The following is a 23,875-nucleotide window of genomic DNA, read 5'->3' on the forward strand; positions in this document are numbered from 1 at the left end:
TGGACAGCTAATAGCGAGGATGTGAGTGTTCACATTTTCGCTGGACGATTGTCCACATCAGTGCTTGCGAAAGTCAGCGAGATCATGGCAGCGCGCAGTTTGAGCAGTTCAGAGGGCAGGGCCGGATCCAATCCGGTCAGGGTTGCGATGCGCTTGATTCGATTGTCGACGGTGTTGGTGTGCAGGCCGAGCGCCGACGCGGTGCGCTGACGATGCTGGCCGTTGGCGAGATGTATGGACAATGTCTGCAGCAGTTCCGGATTGCCGTCGAGTGGCTTGAGAAGATTGATCAAGCTGTCGCGGCCTGCGCCACCCCGAGTGAGTTGATACTCGAGCGCGAGGTCTTCCATTCGGTAGGACCGCGCCGGCAGTCTCAGGCGCCGCACGAGTTGCGCCAATTCGTGAGTGGTTGCTTGGGCGGCGGCGATATCTCGTACCGCTGCGTTCTCGGCGATTGCTGTGATCTCCACCCCGACCGTCGCGCGTGCACGTTGGATGACCTCGCACACTGTTCCCCAGTCGGGCGTGCCCTCGATCAGCACCAGACCACGTTGCGGTGCAGGAGCTTCGAGCAGTGCCGACCCGAAGTGTGCCGCGATTTTCGATTGAGCGACGGAGAGGTCACGGTAGGCCTGTATGCGCTGGTGGTTGCCGTTGCGTGCTCCCGGGCGGATGGGCGGCAGGTTCACCAGGAGCCGCAGGACGAGATAGCGGGGTGCGAGTTCAACGCCCATCTGCAACGCAAGCTGGGTGGGATCGTCGCCGTCCAGCATGGCCTTCACGAGGGCGCCGGCGGAGTATTCCCCGAGTTGGGAACCGGCTGGAAGAGCCGAGAGATAGCTGATCGAGATGAACGAGTGAAGCCGCTGCGCAAGTGCGAACAAGAACTCGTTGAGATCCCCGAGATTGGCGGAGTCCTCGGCGTCGGCCCGGCTGAGGATGAGGGTGCGAAAAGTGCTGATGCCCTCGTTGGTCAAGTTGAGGATCGCGCTGAGTGGCACGCCTTTCAATGCTTGTTGGACGGTCATCGTGTGAATGCCGTCCAACTCTTGGTCGGTGGGAAGTTTGCGGTGATCCAGTAGCTGGATCCCCACTTGGAGCCCCTGCACGATCACCGCAATCAGTTCCCGACGAACTGCCTCCGTTTGGAGGGAAGTCAACGTCGGGTTGGCACGGGACAGGTGATCTACGAGATCGCTTGCCAGTGGGATGACGTCGTTGACCGCTGTGGAGGCGGGCTTGCCTCCCAACATGAGCGGTCCCGGGTTGTTCAGCAGCGCTGGGGACATGGGTGGCCTCCTCTAGACAGGTGCGTCGCCTGGCACAGGCACCCGGAGGCTCGGCGCGTTACGAAGCGGGGTACACGCTGAGGCCTTGTTCGGGGGCATACTCGCCGCTGAAATTTGCGGATCGAATTGCGCCAGGCGTTGTGATTTCTACCACATGAACGATCGTCCAACTGTGAAATGGACAAATGTGAAGATAAGTCCATATGCCCCACGCGCTGCGGACCTAAACAATCGTCCACTTACGGTGTTTTTCGACGTCAGAGCGGAAAACGGATTCGGAGGACACCACGAGTTCCGTCTGGGATCATTGCCGGCGCCTACGGTGCTCGTCGCGGGCGATTTGCTCAGATCAAGCTCGAGGGCCCTGGGTCCTCGCGGACCCAGGGCCCTCGAGGCCTAGGTATTGATTCGACCAGTCCGATGTACGGGAACCGGTTCAGGGTGAAATCACCCCTTTTTGTACTGCTGTCTGTATTGCGGAAATCTCTAGATGACGCCCAGCGAAATCATGGCGTCGGCCACCTTCACGAAGCCGGCAATGTTCGCGCCGTGCACGTAGTCGCCCGGCTTTCCGTACTCGGCAGCGGTGTTGATGGTGCGCTTGTGAATGCCGCGCATGATTCCGGCGAGACGCTCGTCGGTGTACTCGAAGCTCCAGGAATCACGCGAAGCATTCTGCTGCATTTCGAGGGCGGAGGTTGCAACGCCACCGGCGTTGGCCGCCTTGCCGGGCGCGAAGGCTACGTTCGCGTCACGGAAGAGCTGGATGCCACCGGGGGTGGTGGGCATGTTCGCGCCTTCGGCAACGGCCTGAACTCCGTTGGCGATCAAGGTCTTTGCGGCATCTTCGTCGAGCTCGTTCTGAGTCGCGCAGGGGAGTGCGACGTCGCACGGCACGTCCCAGATGGAACCATCGGCGATGAACTCGGCATGCGGAACTGCGTCGGCGTACTCGCTGATGCGGCCGCGGCGAACTTCCTTGATCTCCTTGAGGAGGTCGAGATCGATGCCCTTCTTGTCCACGATGTATCCCGAGGAATCCGAGCAGGCGATCGCGACGCCGCCGAGCTGGTGGATCTTCTGGATTGCGTAGATGGCGACATTGCCGGATCCGGAGATCACGACGTTCTTGCCTTCGAGGCCTTCACCCTTTGCCTTGAGCATTTCGGCGACGAAGTACGCGACGCCGTAGCCGGTGGCCTCGGTGCGAACCTGCGATCCGCCCCAGGTGATGCCCTTGCCGGTGAGGACGCCCGACTCGTACGTGTTGGTCAGCCGCTTGTACTGACCGAACAGGTAGCCGATCTCGCGACCGCCGACGCCGATGTCGCCGGCCGGAACGTCGGTGTATTCACCGATGTGACGCTGCAGTTCGGTCATGAAGGACTGACAGAAGCGCATGACCTCTGCGTCGGAGCGGCCCTTGGGATCGAAGTCCGAGCCACCCTTGCCGCCGCCGATGGGCAGGCCGGTGAGTGAGTTCTTGAAGATCTGCTCGAAGCCGAGGAACTTCACGATGCCCAGGTTGACGCTGGGGTGGAAGCGCAGGCCGCCCTTGTAGGGGCCGAGTGCACTGTTGTACTGCACGCGGAAGCCACGGTTGACGTGAACGTTGCCCTGGTCGTCGGTCCACGGCACGCGGAAGATGATCTGGCGTTCCGGCTCGCAAAGCCGCTCGATGAGTCCGGCGTCGGCGTAGCGGGGGTGGCGTTCGAGCACTACGTGAAGAGACTCGAAGACCTCTGCGGCGGCCTGATGGAACTCGGGCTCTCCTGCATTGCGAACCAAAACCTGATCGTAAATCTGCGCTACGCGGTCACGTACGGACACCGCTCACCTACCTCGTTGTGAGAACTCTTTTACATTTCCGTTACATACTAGGCGCCTTTATTGCTGTATCGGACAACTGTCCTGTGAAGGTGAAATCGGACACAGCTGTCACTTGTGTCAGTTGAACGGGCGATTTATAACAATTTGCTCAGCTTTCACTCTCTTAACACAGTCCAAATGGTTTGCTTCTGCGGTCGGGGATCACTGTGCCTGTGGTCCGAATGGGAGTCGAAATGATCAGAGGGGCTGCACGTGCGTAAAAAACACTCCATGTCGGCGATGTTGTCGATAGGCGTCGTCACGATTGCCGCGACGATTGCCGCAGCACCGTCTGCGTCGGCGATCGGCGGACCGTGTGGGTCGGGAGGAAGTGGTTCCGCCGGATCGATGACGGGTTCGCTCGGCTCGCTGACCGGATCGCTCGGCAGTGGTTCCGCCGGTACCGGCTCCCTCGCCAACGCGCTGCCTTGGATCACCGGCGCCCCCAACGGTGCTCTGCCGGTGCTGACCGGCCGGACCAAGGCGATCGAAATGGTCACTGGCCCAGGCAGTCCCAACAACACCATCGAGCGGTTCAACGTGTCGGGTACCGACCTCGGAATCATGTGGGACAACGGTCTTTCGGGGCCGGATCACGACGTGCTGATGGCATTCGGCGACACGGTGGGCGACTGCGACACCCCGGGTGACGACTGGCGCAGCAACGTATTGTTCCGCAGCAACGACACCGCCATTGCCGACGGGATGAAGATCGACAGTTCTCCTTTGGACGGCCCCAATCATTCCAAGGAGATCATTCCGGGATTCGGCATTCCGGGTGAGTTCACCACCATCCCGACCGCTGGAATCTCTTACGGTGGTGTGCAGTACATCAGATTCATGTCCGTTCGGTCGTGGGACGAACCTGGAGCCTGGACCACCAACTACTCGGCTCTGGCTTTCTCCACGGACAACGGTGAGAACTGGGAACTCGATCCGGCGACAGTTCGCGCCAATACCGAAGGACTTGGCATTCCGGGGATTCCGGCAGTATCGCCGATCAATTCCAACTTCCAGCAGAGCGCCTTCCTCGACGGTCGGGACGGCTACATTTACGAATACGGAACTCCCTCAGGTCGTTTCGGTAAGGCGATCCTGGCGCGAGTGGCCGGCGCCGACATCAGAAATCTCGGCGCCTACGAATACTGGGACGGCTCCGGTTGGAGTCCGCGAGATACCGATGCCGTTCAGGTCATCAAGGCACCGGTCAGTGAACTCGCAGTGCAGTGGAACGACTACCTGAACAAGTACGTTGCCATGTACACCAGTGCCGAGGGCAACCTGGTGATCCGTCAGGCCGACCAACCGCAAGGCCCGTGGAGTGGTACGCAGACCCTGTTGAGTGGAATCACGTTGCCCGCGTTGTACGGCGGATTCATGCACCCGTGGGCGAGCGGACAGTTCCTCGAATTCGTCGCCACCACGTGGGACCGTTACAACGTCATCTACATGCGGACCGATTTGAACGGACTCCAGATGGCGTCGTCGGATTCGCGCGATCGTCCTGACCCCGCGACCACCGGTGAGGCTCGCGTACTCGAAGTCACGATGCCGGAAGACCGCTAGCCGAGCAAGATTCGACAACTATGGCCTGCAACTCGATCGAGTTGCAGGCCATAGTTCTGTGGGTAGTGATATTCGGGTGATACTCAGAGAATGAAGAGCATTTCCTGATACGTCGGGAGTGGCCAGTGATCGTCGGCGACGATGGTTTCGAGGAAGTCGGCCGCTGCACGTACCTCTGCCATGGCGGGCAGGAGTGCGTCCTGTGCGTGCTTGGCCTGATCGAATGGCGACTCGCCGGCGTCGGTGTCGATTGCTGCGCGCAGGGCCGCGAGCGCTGTGCGCAGAGCCGCAACGGGCGCCGACACTTCTTCGAGCGGTGCTGAATCCGGTTCGAGGCCGGCGGACTTCAGTGCGACGAAGTTCTGCGCAACTTCCGTCTGGTGGCGCACTGCGGCCGGAAGAATCAGCGTCGTACCGATTTCGGCGGCCAGGCGTGCCTCGACGCCGATGCTCAGTGCGTACTGTTCGAGTCCGACCTCGTAGCGGCTGTGCATCTCCCGGTGGTTGAAGACCTTGTACTTCTCGAAGAGTTCCATCGAGGATTCGGTGATCAGTTCAGGAAGGGCGTCCAGCGTGGTGCGAAGGTTCGGCAGGCCGCGAGACTCGGCCTCGATCTGCCAGTTCTCCGAGTAACCGTCGCCGTTGAAGACAACCGCACCGTGGTTGGTGATGATCTCGGTGAGCAGATTCTGGACGGCGGTGTCGAAATCGGCGCCGTCGGCGACCGCGGCCTCAAGTTCGGTGGCCATGTAGTCCAAGGCCTCGGCCATGATCGTGTTGATGGTGACCATCGGGCCGTTGACTGTTTGCAGCGATCCTGGCGCGCGGAACTCGAAACGGTTGCCGGTGAAGGCAAATGGGCTCGTACGGTTGCGATCGCCCGGGTCGGTCGGTAGGACGGGAAGGGTATCGGCGCCGATCATCATGGTGCCCTTGTCCTTCGACGATGTCGCGGCGCCCTTGGCGATCTGCTCGAAGACGTCGGCCAGTTGATCGCCGAGGAAGATCGAAATGATGGCCGGGGGAGCCTCGTTGGCACCGAGGCGGTGATCGTTGGTTGCCGATGCGACCGACGCGCGCAGGAGGCCCGCGTATTTGTGGACGGCCCGGATGACTGCGGCGCAGAATACGAGGAACTGGGCATTGTCATGCGGATTGTCGCCGGGGACAAGCAAACTGCCGAGTTCGGAGTTGCCCAGCGAGAAGTTGACGTGCTTGCCGGAGCCGTTGACACCGTCGAACGGCTTCTCGTGGAACAGACATTCCATGCCGTGCTTCTTGGCGATTGTCTTGAAAGTGGTCATCAGCAACTGCTGGTGGTCCGCGGCGATGTTGCCTCGCTCGAACATCGGGGCGATTTCGAACTGGCCGGGCGCAACCTCGTTGTGCCGCGTCTTGGCGGGGATACCGAGTTTGAAAAGTTCCCGCTCGGTGTCCATCATGAATCCGAGCACACGTTCCGGGATCGCCCCGAAGTAGTGGTCGTCGAACTCCTGGCCCTTGGGCGGCTTTGCGCCGAAGAGTGTTCGGCCGGCGTTGAGGAGGTCGGGGCGGGCGAGGAAGAAGTGTCGATCGATCAGGAAGTACTCCTGCTCGGGTCCGCAGAACGACACGATGTGCTCGGGATCGGTATGACCGAACAACTTAAGGATTCGTTCGGCGTGGAAACCCATTGCCTGTTGTGAACGCAGCAGGGGAGTCTTGTGGTCGAGCGCTTCGCCGGTCATCGAAACGAACACGGTCGGGATACACAGTGTGTTGCCGTTGGGGTTTTCGAGAACGTAGGCCGGGCTCGTGACATCCCAGCCGGTGTATCCGCGAGCCTCGAACGTGTTGCGCAGCCCGCCGTTCGGGAAACTCGAAGCGTCGGGTTCACCTTGGATCAAGGTCTTGCCGGCGAACTCCGCCAGTGCACTGCCGTCGCCGACCGGCTCGAGGAAGCTGTCGTGCTTCTCGGCGGTCAACCCGGTAAGCGGATAGAAGACGTGGGCGTAGTGGGTTGCGCCTTTCTCCAACGCCCAGTCCTTCATCGCCGACGCGACCGCATCGGCGACCATGGGATCAAGCGGTTTGCCTTGCTCGATCGTCGCCATCACCGACTTGTAGACGAGCTTGGGCAGTCGCTTCTGCATGACCACCTTGTTGAAGACGTTGGCTCCGAACACCTCTCCGGGTGTCTCGTCGGTCGTGAAACTGACCACCGGAGGTGTGTAGGCCTCGACGTCCTTGATCGCTTGCAAGCGAACTGCATTTCCACTCATGTGCTTACCCCTCGCCCGGGCCCAGGGCTGCGCTGCTGATTGCGAGCCCGACTTCGGCAAACCCTACGAACCTCCGGTATCGGGGGTGTTTCGTAGGTATTGCGCCTGTCCGCAAACTTCGAGTCACAACGGAAATGTCGATCTGTCGGAGGTCTACGGCAGACTTCGAGCGGAGGGGTCAACGCGGGTCAGACGAATCGGAGAGTCTTTGTGATCAGGGTTTTGGTGCCAACCACAGTGGAGCAGGGCGATCTCGCGGAAGTGCTTCGGTTGTACGACGAACTTGTCACCGAGACCCGAAAAGAGGACGGCTGCATCAATTACGAGTTACTGCAGCGCACCGACAATCCCTGCGAGCTCGTGTTGGTGGAGGAATGGGAATCTCAGGAGCACCTCGACGCCCACACCCATACCGAGCACTTCGTCAGGTTGGTTGAGGCGCTGGCCAAGCTCGAGACGGCAGCGCCGGCGCAGATCTTCACGAAGGTTCTGTAGCGGCGGAGTCAGGTCTCAGTGCTCGCTCAGGCGTCGAACGAACATTCCGGAGAGCCTCGAGTGTCAACTAGGCGACCCGTTCCGACACACGCGGAAACTGGTTTGCATCGACACGCCAGAATCATCGTAGGTCCGTCGAGTCCGCTGTAGGACAGCGCCTTCGGGCGCCAGCCGGGCCTCGTGCCGGTGTCGGCCGACCTGCACGGGCGCTCTATACGGTGACGTCGGAGTAGGGCATATGCTCTGACATCCAAGGAAATACGAATTCCATGAGTAGCAGCACCACCGCGACCACGAGAACGATCGCCAGCAGGGCCTTCACTGGTCGGGGGCCGGGGAGCGCTCCCCAGAGGTATCCGTACATTCATTGCTCCTGGAATGCCGCGGGAATGGTGCCCGAAGTCTTCGAGATTGTTTCGACGAGAACCGCGTGGACGATCAAGCGTTCGCTGTTCGAGTAGAGCGGATGGCACGTGGTCAGTGTCAACATACTTTCCAGCGTGGCGTCGGGCTCGGCCCAAGGGTTTCCGGGCAGCGGGTTGACGACCGCAACATCCCCGGGCACGGTGATGTGCCGCCCGAGGAGATGGACGTAGTCGCCTTCGGAAACACGATCGGCTTGCTCGGGATTCAAGCAGGCTTTCGCCGCAGCGCGACGTTCGGGCGAGGCCTGGTCGAGTGGGAGCAACCGGTACGTCATCCATTGGAACTCGGTCTCCACGACGACGGCATCGCATGCATCGAGTCGATCCAGGTGTTGGAAGACTGCGCCGGAACCATTGCGGTGCCCGGCGAGCGCGAAGTTTCCGGCTTCGCCGGGCATCTGCGAGTCCGGGTAGTGGCCGGGGCCGGCCCGCAGGTCCTCGTTGCGTGTGCCCTCGACGATTGCGTACGCGGCGCCGAGTGTGGGGAAATGCACGCGCGCGAATCCCTCGCCGAGCACAGGGATCAGCGGGGACACCGGCTGACCATCGATCGCTCCTGAGGCTTCGGGGACTTCGGCCCAGGATTCCTCCAGACTGTTGTTGAGCTCGTCCTGCAGCCGCCCTGAGACGATATTGGTCCAGAACGCCTCATAGATGACGAACAGCAAGATGACGACCCCGGCCGTGAGGAGCAGTTCGCCGATTACCTGGCCTGCGCCCGGCCGCCGACGCCCTGGAACTTCGGTATCGCTCACGGACCGGGGTCTCCTCTTCACAGATCTACCGAGCTAGCTGATGTGTCGCATTGGTGCCGTATCGAACTAGCTGCCCGCGTCGATCGTGGCGCTCCCGGTACCGCCGAGGAGATCGTAAAGGAGTACGGACAGGCGACCGAGGCCGTCGATCGCGGCAGAACCAGTGGTCTCGATGCCTTCGATGACGATCGGGAACGGGAGGAATGACATGGTGTTTCTCCTTCGAGGGGTGGGCCGCGGCGGCGGCCGCGAGATAGATGCGTCGTGACGGTGAAACAGGGCGGGTGCGACCAGGTGAATGTCGCACCCGCCCTGTTTCGATATTTCTGGTTGGGAATTACTCCTGGCCGGGTCCACGCTTGCGGTTACGCAGGGTGAGCCATGCGCCACCGCCGATCAGTGCCAGCGCCAGACCGGCGAGCCAGATGACGTTCGCGCCTGTTACCGGCAGGGACGAGGACTGGTCCGGTTTGGCCTGAGCAGGATTTCCCGGAGCAGGTGTGCCCGGAGCACCGTTGTGTCCACCACCGTTGTTGCCGGGAGTGTTGTTGCCGGGAGTCGAAACGTCAGTGCCTGGTCCTCCGGGTACTTCAGAGCCCGGCCATGTCGGGATTTCCCACGGCGGCAGCGGGATCGGGATCGGGATGATGATCAGCCCATTGCTGCTGGTTTTGTTCTCGAGTCCCAGGACCACCGACTTGTTTGCTTCGCCGGTGAGCTCGACGGAAGTTGCGGTCGGTTCGCCGTCGATCTTCGAGACATCCGCCTTGCCTTCCTTGACGCCCCAGATCACTTCACCCCACTTGACGTTGGTGACGTCGGTGTGAGCACCGGTTTCTGTGAAAGTGATGTCGGTGTTCAGCGGGAACTGGACCCGGCCGTCGATGACGGCTGCGTCGCACTGGGCGGTCGGAGTGACCGAAGCGCCCGGCTTGACATCGAGAACACAAGACCGCGCCTCATTGTCGATGTCCGTCCACGTAGCCGTGACCTGGAAGATCGTGGATCCGTCCTTGGCCACCTGGCTGCCCTTGGGGCCGGTCACGATCTTGTCGATATCCACCTCGGTGGTCGGGATCGGGCGGTTGTGGATCTCCACCACAGCCTTCTCACCGGCCACCGCCTTGACGGTGTCGCGGTAATCGGCGTCACCGGCATCCGCGGAGACGTAGTAGTACGGCCGCGCCCAGTCGATACCGGCCAGTGGCTTGGGGTCGACCTCGGAGAAGGTGATCACGGTGTTCCGCGGCACAACCTCGTCGGACGTCCAGCTCCAGTCGTTTGCGGCATCGAGGGTGATGGTCTGGCCCACTGCCGGGAAATCAGTTCCAGCGGGGAGTGCCGGATCGATCCCGTCGATACGGACCTCGAACGTCGCGCTGTCAGGCAGGTCGGCCTCGGGTGCGCGGACGGGCTTGCCGTCAGCGTCGAGGATGAACTTCGTGAATTCGACCGATCCGAATTTCCACAGCGCCTCGTTCGACAGCGTGATCAGCCGACCGTCGGTCGGGTCGTCGGAGACTATGCCCGTCGCGGTGCCGTCGAGGTTCGAGTGCAGCCACGATTCGCCTTCCGGGCTGGTGCCCCAGGAGATCGTGCCCCACTCGACTCCGTCGACATCGGGACGGCCGGTCTCGGTGAAGGTCACCTCGGTGCCGACAGGGAGGTCGACGCCGAGCGGTGTGGTCTGTCCCTGCTTGACGCTCAGCACCTGGGTGCGGTACTCCACACCGTCGCGCCAACGCGCCTCGACCGTGAACTCCACGTCGTCGCCGACGGCCTCGGCGGCCTCACCGCCGACCTGCTTTGCAATGCGCAGAGTGCCGTCGTTGACGTCGACGAAGTTCGACACCTCGATCTTGCGCAGATCCTTGCCGATGGTCACCACGGCCTCGTTGTCCGGACTGATCCTGACATTCCCGGAGTATGCGGGCACGCCATAGGCGAGACCATCACCGTTTGCCGGAACCAGCTCTGTCAGTGTGACTTCGGTGCCGCCCGGCAGGTTCTCGCCGAACGGAACCGGGGTGCCGTCGGACGGAAGTGACAGCGTCTTGCTCTGCGGGTTGTCGTCCGTATCGAGCCAGGTGGCAATCACGTCGAAGCTGGCCGGTACGGCCTTGTCGGAAGCCTTCGGGCCCGTGAGCTTTTTGCTCACTTCGAAGGTGCCTTGCGTGATCGTGGCCTCGTTGGTGACGGAGACCGTGTTCGCCGACGCGTCGGTGCCGATGGTGAGCGTCTTCGGGCTGATCACCGGCAGCGACCACGTCACGAGGTCGGTGTTCGTCGGTTGAACCTCGGTGAAGGTGACTTTCGCTCCGATGGGCAATTTGCCCAGGTCGTAGTGCTGACCGTCCTTCAGGGTGAATTGACGCAGCTCGTTGCCGGCGGCGTCGTCACCGAAGGCGATCTCTGCGTTGACAACGAAAGCCTCGAGCCCCGTGCGCGCTCCGTCACCGATGACGGATTTGGTGATCCTCGCCGATCCCAGGCTCGCTTTGTTGAGCAGTGTGACACCGACATTGCTCTTCGGCGTGATGGTCACCAGCGCCTCGGTGCGGTCCCCGTTGAGCGTCACACCCTCCGACGGGCGGAACGTCCCTCTCTCGAAGTACACACCGTCAACGGTCGGGAGGTTGATCTCGGACAGGCGGATCTGCCAGCCGGTTCCGCGGGGGTTGATCCCACTGACGGGTGTCCCGTCAGCCTTCACCTTGATCTCGTAGGAGCTCACCGGGGCGTCGGTCGCTGGATCTTGCCCGGGGGCGAACTCCTCGACTTTCACAGTGAACTCGGTGTCTTCCGGGAATTTCTCGGAGAAGGGAGCGATCTCCTTCAGAAGCGAGAACGAGCCCCGCGACACACCTTGGCCGGTACCGCCGCCGCCCCATTCCTGCTTGACACTCTGCGTCGACTGAGTCTTGCCGTTGTAGAAGACCGAGTTCCCGTAAACCGTGCCGCGCTGATCCAGCCCACCGCTGCTGGTGCAGAGGGTGTATTCGACGTAATAGCGTGTCTCACGGGTGTAGTCGCCCGCGTCCTTCGGGAGGGTGATGGCAATCCCGTTGTCGCCGCTGCGTGTGACCGTGGTGCCCGCGGTGATGTCCGTCCCGCCCTCTTTTGCAAGGAAGTCGCGCGCGGTGACCTTGAAATTGAGGTCCTTCTTCAGATCGCCGCTGACATCACACACCGCCAAGCTGTCGGAGAACGTGTCGGTGATGACCGCAGGTGCGTCGAGGCCCTCGAGGGTGTGCCCGGAGACCTGCACCTTCCAGTCGATGGTCGTGCCGGCAGGCTGCTTCTCGCCCGCGACGTCCTTCGGTTCGGTGTTGAGCGTGCCGGTCTTGCCGCCCTCGAACTTGGGCCCCGTCACCGAAGCGTCTTTGGAGATGCCGTTGACGACCGCCGTATTGGTGAACACATCAGAGGAGTCCGGCACCTCCTTCTCGATCACACAGGACCGGAACTTCACGTAGTAGTACTGCGTCGAGTCTTGCTTGATCTTTTCCTTCGGCGTGATGGTCATGCTGAAGGATTGGGCACTCGCCGTGGCATCGGAAGCGTCGATGTCGAACTCGGAGGTGACGTTGACGTGGTTGGTTGTTTCACCGTTCAGCCCGGGTAGACGGTTCGCGCGCCAGACCGTCGGGACGAGGCCGCCCTCGCAGACCTCGTGATTGGCGCCGAGAGTCTCCTTGATGATGACTTTCTGGTCGGGGAGGCTCGCGATGAAAGTGCCCGGAACCGTGATGCTCCAGTCGATCTCGCTGTACCGGGTGCCCCCGGCCCAACCGCCGGACTTCGACGGCCCGGTCTCTGGAGCCCAATCCTGGCCGACGCCTTCCGCGCTCACGGTGTTCCCACCGATGGTCACGGAGTTGTCGTAGACAGTGCCCGTGATGTCCACTTCGCCGCTGGTTGTGCACGAGGTGTACTCGATGCGGTAGAGCTTGTTTCTTTCGAAGGGGCCGCCGTTGTCGAGCGCGATGCTGACTGGATCACCAGCGGCACTCTGGGTGACGGTGACGCCGCCTGCGATCGGCTTGAGATCGTTCGGGCGACCGGACAACAGCTTCGCGTCGATCAGGTTACCCGTACACAGCTTCATGTTCTCTGAGAGCGCGTCGCTCAGGGTCACCGAACCGGTGCCGCCCGCGTCCAGTGCGGCCAGATCGGCACCGGGAATGTCGATGGTCCAGCGCACAGACTGCTTGTTGCCCTGGAGTTGGCCGGACTTCTTGGCAGCGCTGATCACGCTGCCGTCGCTGATGCCGCCACCGCCGGGTAGCTCGTGCGTCACGTCGAAACTGCCGTTGATCGTGAAATCAACTTTCTCTTCGGTGGTGTACGCGACAGCCTTGGTGTAGACGAAGAAATCGCCCTTCACCTCGTCCGGGCGATCCGCCACGGCATCGGAGAGAACACACGTCATCAGATTGGTGGAAGCAACCAGATCGCATGTGCCCCAAACCGTCCCGTCGTCGCCCTCGAGCGCGATCGTCGGGTTGGACTGGAGCTTCAACTCGTCAGGGAATCCGATGGTGAACTGGTCGCCCGGTTGCGGGCTCGCGCTTGACGCGTCCCAGGTGCCCTTCACCGTGACGGAGTCCCCGACCGTGATCTGCTGGTCGTTCTTTCCCTCGACCTGGACGTCGGTGATTTTCACATCGATGCCGGGATTGACTCCGCGTGCGGCCAGTCGCTGCGCCGCCACAGAAGTCGTAGACGGGGGCGCCGTGGTTGTGATCGGCGGTTTCGCAGAAGTGGGTGACTCCGACGTGGAAGTAGGCGGCGCCGTCGTTTTCAGTGGCGCCTCCGTCGTAGTCGCGGGCGGCTTCGTTGTGGTCGGAACTGTGGTGGTCGGACCTGTGGTGGTCGAGGTCCCGATGTCATCTGCTGAGGCAACTTGGACGAATGAGAACGACGATATGACCAGCGCCAGGACCGCAACGATCATCCCCAAAGCTGCCCACCGAGACACCACCCCCTCCCCGGCACGGCGTGGGAAGACACGGTTACGCATGACGAACACCTTTCGTTCAGAACACATGATTTAGGCCCCGTTTCCGGGGCCGTCGAATAGGGAAACGGGACCTTTGAGCCGCTCTGGAGCCTGGTTGCGAGCGTTGGTGATTCTCAGGCGACCTATTGCGGAGCCGAACAGTTGGTAATCGGACCTGGTTGGCGCCAGCGCAGACCGACGGCCGGCTCTGGGTAGGCCAGGAAATTCCAAGAAAAATCGACCGCCGGTATTACCTAACGCGACGACCTACGAGGTACTAAAGGCTGCGGCCGAGGATCTTTCCTGCGCGATTCATTGCAGTTCGAGCATGAGCACCATCCCGGATAGCAAAAGCAACAGTGCGATGGCTCCGAGGGGGGAGTCTTCGTGCTACGTGCTTCGCTGCCGTGACGGTTTTCATGAAATTCCTTTCTTTGGCACAACGTAAAGAAATGTGCGCGGGGCCGTTCGCGAGAAGATGCAAATTCCGCGCAAAAAACGCAGAAGGCGCAAACCGGGCGATGCGCAATCAGGAATCTAACACGAGCAAATCGCATAGCTGGACACGCCATGGACGTGCGTCCATGCAAGAAAAACTGCGCTTACCTGGGTATATCTATCTTTCGTTGATTTCTTTCAAGTTAACTGGCTGGTTCATCACAATTCGATCTCGACCATCAGTTGCATGCCTGCCTTGGCACTTGTCGACAATCGGTGAGCGGCCGAGCCGAGTCGGCGCTGCTGTACCGAATGAGCCTTTATGCAGTTCACTGCCCCTTATTTGCTGTCGGAACGACAAGGTGTGGAGCGAATTATCTGTGCACACACGCTCGACATAAATGCAAATCATTTTTCTGTGTATAGGAGGAGGGTGAATTAGGGGGTGAATTCAGTCGCGGGTCATCGAAACCCCTGTTCTGAAATGATCCAGAGATAGGGGTCCCATTGGATTCGTTTTTCTTAGCAGATTGGATTCCGGCCTGAGTTAACTGTCGATAATGCTTCGGGGGCCGACATGGCATTTCGAGACGAAGAATCGTCCAGCTTTTCGTAGAAGGCCTTCGGTACGGTTACGTCAGTCCAGCTGATCACGCGCCGCAGCGACTTTGGGCGACGCTCTTGTGCGCACGGATGAGGCACTGTCTGGGATGTGTGTGGATCTCGGAAAATGCCACGTCGGAGGCTTCTTCGAAGATCTCGAGACCTCGCAAGTTCAGGTCGTTCTCGCGCGCCTCGGCACGATGAACTGGCTTACTTTTCAAGCGCTTTCGATGCCCGGAGTCAAATGGTGACGGTCGTTGCGTAGTTGCTGACGGTGGATGCGACCGGTTCGATCGGCGTGCAGTCGCCACATCCGAGCAACCGCACCGAGTGGCCGCGAGGTCCTTCAGCCGGTACTTTTCGCAGCTCTCTGGACACTTCGCGAAATCGGACCTTCGAATCGAGTTCTCGCGCAACCATTCTGACGCAGCTTGTGTCAATGGCGCTACACCCGCGGCTGCCCGCAAGGTTTGACTGCCCCGGCTGCTGTGACGCCTTGGGATCCGGAGCGCAGAGATTCTGTGACAGTCGCGGCCGCTCCGCGCAGCGTGTTGCATGCGACTCAGCCGCCATTGGTGGACTCTTGCCTACCGACTCGTCGTCGTAGAACTTCGTGAGACGACCTTGTCGCAGGGAAGGGCTACAACGATTGGTCGGGCCCGGTCAACGAGGCGGGACCGGTAGTCGGTTGGTGTGCGCCGGTGAACCGCTCGACGACGGATACAACGACGATCGCGAGTGCCAGGATTCCAACGGTCCGGGCGAGTGACTTCAGTGTCTTCGGAAGTGCCTTCTTCATGCGAGGCAGATTACTGCGGACGGCACGCAATTTGTGGGCTAGGTTTCGATCCGAATCGGACTGTTCTGCCCAGTGGCCGCTCGTCCACGCAGTGTGACTATCCGTGAATCAAATCTTGTGGTGCCCCCGGCAGGATTCGAACCTGCGACCAAGAGATTAGAAGGCTCTTGCTCTATCCCCTGAGCTACGGAGGCGCGTGGAACATCATACTCGAGGGTTCGGGATGTGACGCGCGCCGCCCAACTCCGACGCGTTGTCGTAGTCGGTTCGCGAAGGTCCTACCCTTGAGGTATGGCTACACCCGACCTCGCGCCGACAGATTCCCCACCGGAGTCCACACAGCACAGCGGTGCACCCGCTTCTTCGACCGCGATATTCGTGGTCAGTGGACTCATCGCAGGGCTCACCGCAGCCATCGTGGTGGGATTCTCCGCGTCGCAGGCACTGACTCTTCTGGGCATCCCGGATCCAGGCCCGATCACCACGTACGGCCTGCCCGCGATGCGCGCACTGGGGGAGATCGCCGCGGTTATTGCGATCGGGTCACTGCTGCTGGCCGCGTTCTTCGTGCCGCCGCAGAAGTCGGGCGTCCTCGACGTCGACGGCTATCGGGCAGTCCGAACTGCATCGCACGCCGCGATCGTGTGGGCGATCTGTTCGTTCATGATGGTGCCTCTGACGCTCTCTGACACGTCGGGTCAGCCGTTTGCCGAAGCGATCAAACCGGCGAACCTGTGGTCGGGACTCGATCAGGTCGAGATCGCCGGCGCTTGGCGTTGGACGGCGATCATCGCGGTTGTTCTGGCGATCCTGGCCCGACTGACACTGCGCTGGTGGTGGACTCCGCTCCTGCTGCTGGTCGGTCTCCTCGGACTGATGCCGCTTGCTCTCACCGGTCACTCGTCTTCGGGCGGCTCGCATGACATCGCTACCAATAGTCTGATCCTGCACCTCGTGGCGGCTTCGCTCTGGGCCGGCGGGTTGTTCGCGCTACTGGCACACGCGCGCCGCGGCGGCGATTACACCGACGTAGCAGCCCGACGCTTTTCGACGGTCGCATCCATCTGCTTCGTCGTCATGGGATTCAGCGGCGTCATCAACGCGATTGTCCGTCTGCCTCTCGACGACGTTTTCACCACGACGTATGGACGATTGATCGTCGCGAAAACGGTTGCACTGATCATCCTCGGGTTCTTCGGTTGGGCTCAGCGGAGTCGGGCGCTACCGGCGCTGGCGGAGAATCCGAAGAGTCGCTCTGCCCTGATTCGATTTGCCGGCGCGGAGGGCATCGTGATGGCGGCGACCATCGGTCTCGCGATCGGCCTCGGTCGTACCCCGCCGCCCCCGCCGCTGTCGATTCCCTCGATTCCCGAGGTCGAACTCGGTTACAACCTTCCGGACCCGCCGTCGTTCATGGCTTTCGTGACGGACTGGCGATTCGACCTCATGTTCGGCACCGCCGCGATCGCCGCGGCGATTCTGTACGGCATCGGCCTGCGCAAGCTGGCCAAGCGTGGTGATTCCTGGCCTGTCGGCCGAACCATCGCCTGGATGAGCGGTTGTGCGGTGCTCTTGATCGCCACGTCTTCGGGCGTCGGCAAGTACGCGCCGGCAGTATTCAGCGTTCACATGGGTGCGCACATGGCGCTGTCGATGTTGGGACCAGTCCTGCTGGTTCTGGGTGCGCCGATCACTTTGGCTCTGCGGGCCCTGGATCCGGCAGGCAAGGACGGCGTGCCCGGCATTCGCGAGTGGATTCTGACCGCGCTGCACAGCCCGTTCTCGCGATTCATCACCCACCCGATCGTGGCGGCAGTTCTCTTCGTCGGCGGCTTCTACGCGCTCTACCTCGGTGGAATCTACGGCGCTACCGTCGACTCGCACAGCGCTCACCTGCTGATGAACCTGCACTTCATCCTCAGCGGCTATCTCTTCTACTGGGTGGCGATCGGAATCGACCCGTCACCACGCCAATTGCAGCCGGTGACCAAGCTGGCAATGGTCTTCGGCTCGCTTCCGTTCCACGCCTTCTTCGGCGTGGCATTGATGAGCACTACCGCCGTCATGGGCGGCGCGTACTTCCGTTCGCTCGGCCTCGGCTGGAACAACGACCTGATCGGCGATCAGCAGCTGGGCGGCAGCATCGCGTGGGCGACCGGCGAGATCCCACTCATGGTGGTCATGCTCGCGCTGCTGGTTCAGTGGTCGCGCAGTGACGGAAGGACCGCGCGCCGAACGGACCGTGCGGCCGAGCGCGACCACGACGCCGATCTCGCCGCGCACAACGCGATGTTCGCCGAATTGGCCAGGCGGGACCGCGAAGGGTGGAAACCCCGTGAGGCTGCTGACGCCGAGACTGCAAGCGAGGACTCTGCGGACGAGACACCCAGCGAGAAGAAATCCGACGAATCCTCCACTAGCACTTAGCTCCGACACTGCCCGGGCCGTTTGGCTCGGGCAGTGCTGTTTCTCCACAGCTGTTCCACCGATGCACAGGTGGAAATCGAAGATCCCGAGCCACGCGTTTGTCGTTCCACAATCGAAACTGCCGACGCAATGATCGGCCCCGCGGCAGTTGGCGGGTTCTGGAGTTCGAAGGGGGATCGGACATGTACGAAACGCATGCAACGGTTGTCGGAACCGTCATCACCAATCCGGTGAAGCGGCAGACCACGAATGGCGAAGAGGTGCTGAGCTTTCGGATGGCGAGCAACACGCGTCGCAAAGACGCGGTGACCGGAGAGTGGACGGACGGAGCGACCCTCTATCTCACGGTCAGCTGCTGGCGGCGGTTGGTCACCGGCGTCGGCGCATCCATCATGAAGGGTGATCCGGTCATGGTGGCGGGGGAGTTGCGCACCAACGAGTACACGACCAAAGAGGGTGTGCCTCGTTCCGATCTCGAGCTACGGGCGACTGCGGTAGGCGCGGACCTTGCTCGTTGCATCTCGAAGATCGAGCGTCAGAGTAAGCCGACGTCGGCAGAGAATGTCGAGGACGCAGTCGACACCGTCGCTGCGTGAGGACTCACACCGAAGGTTTCGGGCAGTCGCGGGGCCGAGAGTCGTGCCCCGCGTCCACTCGCTCGAGAAGTTCGGTGAGAGTTGCTCGCTCCGATTCGTCGAGGTCGTCGAACACATCCGAGGATTCGCGTCGTTGAGCTTTCGCGACGTCGGCAGCGAGGGTAGCGCCGGCGTCGGTGAGCTCGAGTAATACAGCTCGCCGATCGTTCGGATCGGGAGTGCGGCGCACCCATCCGGCCTCTTCGAGGGAATCCACGACGTCGGTCGCCGACCGCGGAACGATGCGCAATCGCTCGGCAAGAAACCCGAGTCGAACCGGCTCGCCCACTCGGGTCAGTACTCGCAGCGCTCGGCTTTGCGACGGCGAGAGACCGAATGGTTCCAGCGCTGCCACCTGACGTCGGCGGATGAGCCGTGCCACGGACATCACGACGTCGGTGAGTTCGCGCTCTCGGGAATGCATGGCGTCAGTCTAGCGTTGTTGGTGTCAGCCTCATAGTGAGGTAACCTCATCAATATGAAACTAGGGTGAGAAAGCCTCCAGGAGGTAGAACGTGAAACCAGATCACATGCGAAACATCGAACGATCCGCTGTCGAGATCACTCCGGCGGAATCCGTACCGGCAAAGCGCGTACTCGGACTGTTCGCGCCGTATCGAACTCAGATCGCCATCGTCACCGCGGTCATCACACTCAGCGCGATCGTGGCGCTGGGCAGCCCGCTGCTCCTACGCGAAATGCTCGACAAGGCGATCCCGGACAAGAACCTCGGACTCGTGAGCGTTCTGGCCATCGGCATGATCGCCATTGCCGTGATCACGAGCTGTCTCGGCGTGGCCCAGACATGGATGTCCAACAGCATCGGCCAGAAACTGATGCACCAACTGCGCGTGCGGGTCTACTCGCATCTGCAGAATCAGTCGCTCGGATTCTTCGCTCGAACCCGAACCGGAGAAGTTCAGTCGCGTATTGCCAACGACATCGGCGGTATGCAGTCGGTGGTCACCAACACGGCAACGTCCATCGCGCAGAATGCAACGACCGTGGCAGCCACCATTGTTGCTCTGTTCCTTCTGGATTGGCGGCTTGCCATCTTCTCGCTGGCGATCTTGCCGGTGTTCATCCGTATCGCACGCAAGATCGGTGACGAGCGCCGCAAGATCTCTGGTAAGCGGCAGAAGCTACTCAGTGATCTGTCGGTCCAGGTGGAGGAATCTCTCTCCGTCAGTGGCATTCTCCTCGGCAAGACGACCGGCGCGAAGTCGGCTCTGACGGATCGATTCACCGAGCGTTCAGCGGAAGTCGCAGACGTCGAACTCCGAGCCATGATGGCCGGCAAGTGGCGCATGGCGACCATGTCGATCACCTTCGCAGCCATGCCTGCACTGGTCTACTGGTTTGCCGGTTTCACTCTCGATCACGGCAACACCATCACCGTCGGCACCCTCGTCGCATTCACCACGCTGCAAACACAATTGTTCCGCCCCACCATGATGCTGCTCAACACGGGCGTCGAGGTGCAGAGCTCGATGGCACTGTTCAGTCGCGTGTTCGAGTACCTGGATCTGCCGATCGACATCGCGGATCCGGAAGAGTCGAAGAGCTTCGACCGCACCAAGATGTCCGGCGAACTTCGGTTCGACCACGTCGACTTCTCGTATCCAGGAACCGACAGCAAGACCCTCGACAACATCGACCTCACGGTCCCGGCCGGCGGAACCTTGGCGCTTGTCGGCTCCACGGGTTCGGGCAAGACCACTCTCGGATACTTGGCCGCACGTCTGTACGACCCGACTGCGGGATCGGTGAGAATCGACGACGTCGATCTGCGGGACCTCGATCTGGCGACGGTCTCCGACCTGGTAGGTGTGGTGTCGCAGGAGACGTATCTCTTCCACACGACGATTCGTGAGAACCTTCGGTTCGCGAAACCCGACGCCACGGACGCCGAGATCGAGCAGGCAGCGCGCATCGCGCAGATCCACGAGTTCATTTCCGGTCTCGACGACGGGTACGACACCATGGTCGGCGAGCGCGGCTACCGATTCTCCGGCGGTGAGAAACAGCGCATAGCGATCGCGCGCACAGTCCTGCGGAATCCGCCGATCCTCGTCCTCGACGAGGCGACGAGCGCCTTGGACAATCGCACTGAACGTGCGTTGCAGGACGCGCTCGACGAGCTGATGGTCGGACGCACCACTCTTGTTGTGGCGCACCGACTCTCCACGGTTCGAGATGCGGATCTCATCGCGGTCCTCGACCAGGGCGTGGTTGTGGAAAAGGGCACCCACGACGAACTTGTGCAACAAGGTGGGCGATACGCACAGTTGCTTGCGGCCTCGGGTAGCGACGCCGTCGAACTCCCGTCGGAACTGCAGACCGTGTGAGTGTAAGAAATGTCGGCCATTTCACTTCCGCAAGTTTCTAGAACGTGTTCTACTTTAATGGTCGTTGATCGACTATCAGTGGAGGCGGAAAGATCATGGGTCAGGTTCTGGACAACATCTCACAGTTCGCCGACGAGATCCGCGCTGACGGGGTCGAGGGCGACAAGCTGATGCGCTTGACGGACGGCAGCGCGAAGCGTTTGCGCGACTCCGGCGTCATCCGGATGTTGCAGCCGAAGGAGTTCGGTGGCCTCGAGGCGCATCCGCGTGAATTCGCCGAGACGGCAATGGCTATCGGTGCGATGGATGGTGCCACGGGCTGGGTCAGCGGCATCGTCGGTGTGCATCCGTGGGAGCTTGCGTTCTTCGACCGCAAGGCTCAGGAAGAGGTGTGGGGAACCGATCCTGATACGTGGATGGCGTCGCCGTATGCGCCGATGGGTGTGGCGAGGCCGGTCGAGGGTGGGTACATCCTCAACGGTCGTTGGTCGTTCTCGTCCGGTACCGATCATTGTGACTGGATCATGATCGGTGCGATGGTCGGTGACGAGTCCGGTAAGCCGTTGATGCCGCCGAAGATTCTGCACGTGTTGTTGCCGCGTTCGGATTACGACATCGACCAGGAGAGCTGGAATGTCGTGGGCCTGCGCGGTACGGGGTCGAAGGATCTGATCGTCAAGGATGCGTTCTTGCCGACGTATCGGACTCTTGATGCGGGAAAGGTTTTCGACGGGACGGCGTGGAAGGAAGCGGGTCGTACGGAGACGTTGTACAAGTTCCCGTTCTCGTGCATTTTCCCGTTGGGGATCACCTCGTCGTTGATCGGTATCGCCGAGGGTGCGTTGGCGTGCAACATGGCGGCGCAGCGTGAGCGTGTGACGGTCAGTGGTGTTCCGATCAAGGAAGATCCGTACGTGCTGTTCGCGATCGGTGAGGCGGCGGCCGAGATCGCTGCTTCTCGGGCTGCGATCTTGGAGACGGTGGATCGTTTCTGGGACATGACGGAGAAGGGGCAGGAAGTTTCGTTCGAGCTTCGTGCGATCGGTCGGCGTACGCAGACTGCTGCTGCGTGGCGGGCGGTGCGTGCGGTGGACGAGATCTTTGCTCGTTCCGGTGGTGGGGCTTTGCAGTTGAACACGCCGATGCAGCGGTTCTGGCGTGATGCTCATGCCGGTTTGGCACATGCGATCCACGTACCTGGCTCCATTTTCCATGCGTCGACGCTCTCGCAGCTCGGTGGCGAGCCGAAGGGCATCCACAGGGCAATGATCTGAGCCGTCCTGGGGACACCCGGAGGTGTCCCCATCGCGGTTTTCGTGGGGGTCGATGAGCATGTCGGTGAATCTGGTCGATGACCTCGGACTGTCCGCAGAACCCGCATCGGAGTGACGGCCAACGCGCAATGTGGGTTATAGGGCAAACACCGATAGGCTGGCGGTCATGGCTGAGTTCATTTACACGATGTTGAAGGCGACTCTAGTCACACTTTTCACCCATTGTCAACGGTCCAGCGCATATTTGCATTTCAAGACGACTATTTCCGCCTAGTAAGGAGGTGCGTTTCCGGCGGTAACGGCTCCTGTGTTGGTTTTCGGGTGGGGGATATGCGGGAGTCCCCCGTGCGGGATACACTCTCGCGATGGGATCGATTCAGCGTCGAACATATGCGGCAGGCAAGCCGCCGCGGTACATTGCCCGCGTTCGCGTTGGAGGCAAAGAAGTATCCAAGAGCTTCGCGAAGCAAGGGCAGGCGCGTGAATGGATCCGGTCACGCGAAGGGCTCAGCCCGACTGGAAGGCGCCTCGATAATCAGATGCTTTCCAGCATTATCAAATCCCATATCGAACAATCGGCCACGGAATCCACTAGGGGAGTGCGACGCCACCTGTCGGCTAACCTCGGCGAGCTTGAGTTTCTGCGGCTCTCCGACGTCACCGTTGACCATGTCAGGGATTGGCGCACAGTCCTCGCTGAAGGTCGACCTTGGGCCGCTGGTAAACCATTGTCGAACAGCTCCATCCGAACGTTGATGGGAACCCTGTCAGCGGTATTCAATGACGCCGTCGCGCAAGGGCAAATTGTCAGGAACCCGGTCACCTCGGTGCGCAGGAAGGGGACCGCCAACCAAGCCATCGAGCCTCACCAAGTCTTGAAGGTGGATCAGATTCGATCTCTGATTGACACAGCTTCTGAGCCGTATTCCGTAATGCTTGAGTTGGGCGCAACCAGCGGATTGCGCGCCGGCGAACTTGCAGGGCTACGTGTGCGTTCGATCGATTTCGATCGCAAAGTGGTTCATATAACTGAGCAGGCCGACGGCCACCATACGGCGTTCGGTTGGCGCCCATTGAAGACTGAACAGTCACGACGCACGATTCCGCTACCCGCATCCACGTTGTCTGCTGTCCGATTGCATTTGAACACCCATGACTACTCGCTTGATGAGCCGTTATTTCGGGCCGCTCAAGGTGGGCAGTGGTCCAGCGCGCATATCGCGAAGGTATGGCGCGGAGTGGCGAAAGATGCAGGGATTGAGAATCATTCGTGGCATTCGTTGCGGCACTTCTTTGCCTCGGCGCTTATCGCGTCGGGCGCGTCTGTTACGACGGTGCAGCATCGCCTTGGGCATGCTTCCCCCATGGTCACTCTTGCGGTCTATTCGCATCTATGGCCCGGCGAGGATGACAAGACGCGGGCGGTGTTCGACGGGTTGCTGTAGCGACCACTATGCGAAAGTTTGGGTGGGGTGGTGTGGTACCGCGCACAAGAATGTGACGCGCGACACGCCGACGCGCCGGGAAATGAAGGCGCTGAACTAGGGCGACCTGGGAATTCCAACGATGTAGCTCACAACATCTCGCGTTATGTGTTTCTGTCGGCCACTAGGTGTATGAGGAACGGACGTTAGTTACGCGGTGCCGGCGGTAAGCGGCGGGCGGTCGTCCTCCGCGTGTTGAATGCGG

The 23,875-nt window shown here is 61.1% G+C and carries 16 protein-coding genes and 1 tRNA gene; 7 read left to right on the forward strand and 10 right to left on the reverse strand.

The features are described from left to right. Positions 1-29: 29 nt before the first annotated feature. Positions 30-1,289 (reverse strand): CdaR family transcriptional regulator, encoded by a 1,260-nt coding sequence (locus ASU23_RS24520; RefSeq protein ID WP_003945374.1) that lies wholly within the window; start codon positions 1,287-1,289, stop codon positions 30-32. 486 nt (positions 1,290-1,775) lie between these two features. Continuing rightward, positions 1,776-3,119, reverse strand: a complete 1,344-nt coding sequence (gene gdhA / locus ASU23_RS24525; RefSeq protein WP_003945368.1) for an NADP-specific glutamate dehydrogenase — start codon at positions 3,117-3,119, stop codon at positions 1,776-1,778. A 270-nt stretch (positions 3,120-3,389) separates the two neighbouring features. On the opposite strand from gdhA, the gene ASU23_RS24530 reads away from it, so the two are divergent. Beyond that, complete coding sequence (locus ASU23_RS24530; protein ID WP_007733338.1) at positions 3,390-4,724, forward strand: DUF4185 domain-containing protein; 1,335 nt, start codon at positions 3,390-3,392, stop codon at positions 4,722-4,724. Between the two features lie 83 nt (positions 4,725-4,807). On the opposite strand, the gene ASU23_RS24535 is transcribed toward ASU23_RS24530, so the two are convergent. Beyond that, positions 4,808-6,985, reverse strand: a complete 2,178-nt coding sequence (locus ASU23_RS24535; RefSeq protein ID WP_003945365.1) for a glutamine synthetase III — start codon at positions 6,983-6,985, stop codon at positions 4,808-4,810. Positions 6,986-7,210: 225 nt separating this feature from the next. On the opposite strand from ASU23_RS24535, the gene ASU23_RS24540 reads away from it, so the two are divergent. Then, complete coding sequence (locus tag ASU23_RS24540) at positions 7,211-7,480, forward strand: putative quinol monooxygenase (protein ID WP_231915233.1); 270 nt, start codon at positions 7,211-7,213, stop codon at positions 7,478-7,480. Between the two features lie 211 nt (positions 7,481-7,691). Here the strand turns inward: ASU23_RS24540 and ASU23_RS34530 are convergent, their stop codons facing one another. From ASU23_RS34530 to ASU23_RS24565, 6 genes are all read right to left on the reverse strand, one after another. Beyond that, the gene (locus tag ASU23_RS34530) at positions 7,692-7,844 is read right to left on the reverse strand and encodes a hypothetical protein (RefSeq protein ID WP_197486193.1); all 153 of its coding nucleotides are present in this window, start codon (positions 7,842-7,844) and stop codon (positions 7,692-7,694) included. Next, positions 7,845-8,660 (reverse strand): class E sortase, encoded by an 816-nt coding sequence (locus tag ASU23_RS24545; RefSeq protein WP_058038880.1) that lies wholly within the window; start codon positions 8,658-8,660, stop codon positions 7,845-7,847. 66 nt (positions 8,661-8,726) lie between these two features. Beyond that, positions 8,727-8,870 (reverse strand): hypothetical protein, encoded by a 144-nt coding sequence (locus tag ASU23_RS34335; RefSeq protein WP_007733341.1) that lies wholly within the window; start codon positions 8,868-8,870, stop codon positions 8,727-8,729. 127 nt (positions 8,871-8,997) lie between these two features. Continuing rightward, on the reverse strand, positions 8,998-13,683 hold the full coding sequence (locus ASU23_RS24550; RefSeq protein WP_301336405.1) for a DUF5979 domain-containing protein: 4,686 nt from the start codon (positions 13,681-13,683) through the stop codon (positions 8,998-9,000). A 1,660-nt stretch (positions 13,684-15,343) separates the two neighbouring features. Beyond that, complete coding sequence (locus ASU23_RS34340; protein WP_003945304.1) at positions 15,344-15,502, reverse strand: hypothetical protein; 159 nt, start codon at positions 15,500-15,502, stop codon at positions 15,344-15,346. A gap of 118 nt (positions 15,503-15,620) precedes the next feature. After that, positions 15,621-15,696, reverse strand: a tRNA-Arg gene (locus ASU23_RS24565). Between the two features lie 97 nt (positions 15,697-15,793). On the opposite strand from ASU23_RS24565, the gene ASU23_RS24570 reads away from it, so the two are divergent. After that, positions 15,794-17,929: a cytochrome c oxidase assembly protein gene (locus tag ASU23_RS24570; RefSeq protein ID WP_042446115.1), complete on the forward strand. Its 2,136-nt coding sequence runs from the start codon at positions 15,794-15,796 to the stop codon at positions 17,927-17,929. A gap of 182 nt (positions 17,930-18,111) precedes the next feature. Further along, positions 18,112-18,525, forward strand: coding sequence for a single-stranded DNA-binding protein (gene ssb, locus ASU23_RS24575; protein ID WP_007733347.1), 414 nt, complete (start codon positions 18,112-18,114; stop codon positions 18,523-18,525). 4 nt (positions 18,526-18,529) lie between these two features. On the opposite strand, the gene ASU23_RS24580 is transcribed toward ssb, so the two are convergent. Continuing rightward, positions 18,530-18,988, reverse strand: a complete 459-nt coding sequence (locus ASU23_RS24580; protein WP_003945320.1) for a MarR family winged helix-turn-helix transcriptional regulator — start codon at positions 18,986-18,988, stop codon at positions 18,530-18,532. A 106-nt stretch (positions 18,989-19,094) separates the two neighbouring features. Between ASU23_RS24580 and ASU23_RS24585 the strand changes: the two genes are divergently transcribed. The 3 genes from ASU23_RS24585 (at position 19,095) to ASU23_RS24595 (ending at position 23,631) form a co-directional block, all read left to right on the forward strand. Then, positions 19,095-20,912, forward strand: coding sequence for an ABC transporter ATP-binding protein (locus tag ASU23_RS24585; RefSeq protein WP_054801009.1), 1,818 nt, complete (start codon positions 19,095-19,097; stop codon positions 20,910-20,912). 95 nt (positions 20,913-21,007) lie between these two features. Beyond that, positions 21,008-22,186 (forward strand): acyl-CoA dehydrogenase family protein, encoded by a 1,179-nt coding sequence (locus tag ASU23_RS24590; protein WP_058038882.1) that lies wholly within the window; start codon positions 21,008-21,010, stop codon positions 22,184-22,186. 365 nt (positions 22,187-22,551) lie between these two features. After that, complete coding sequence (locus ASU23_RS24595) at positions 22,552-23,631, forward strand: site-specific integrase (RefSeq protein WP_082661464.1); 1,080 nt, start codon at positions 22,552-22,554, stop codon at positions 23,629-23,631. Positions 23,632-23,875 lie beyond the last annotated feature (244 nt).

Source organism: Rhodococcus sp. KB6, from assembly GCF_001445685.1.
GTDB classification, from domain to species: Bacteria; Actinomycetota; Actinomycetes; order Mycobacteriales; family Mycobacteriaceae; genus Rhodococcus_F; species Rhodococcus_F qingshengii.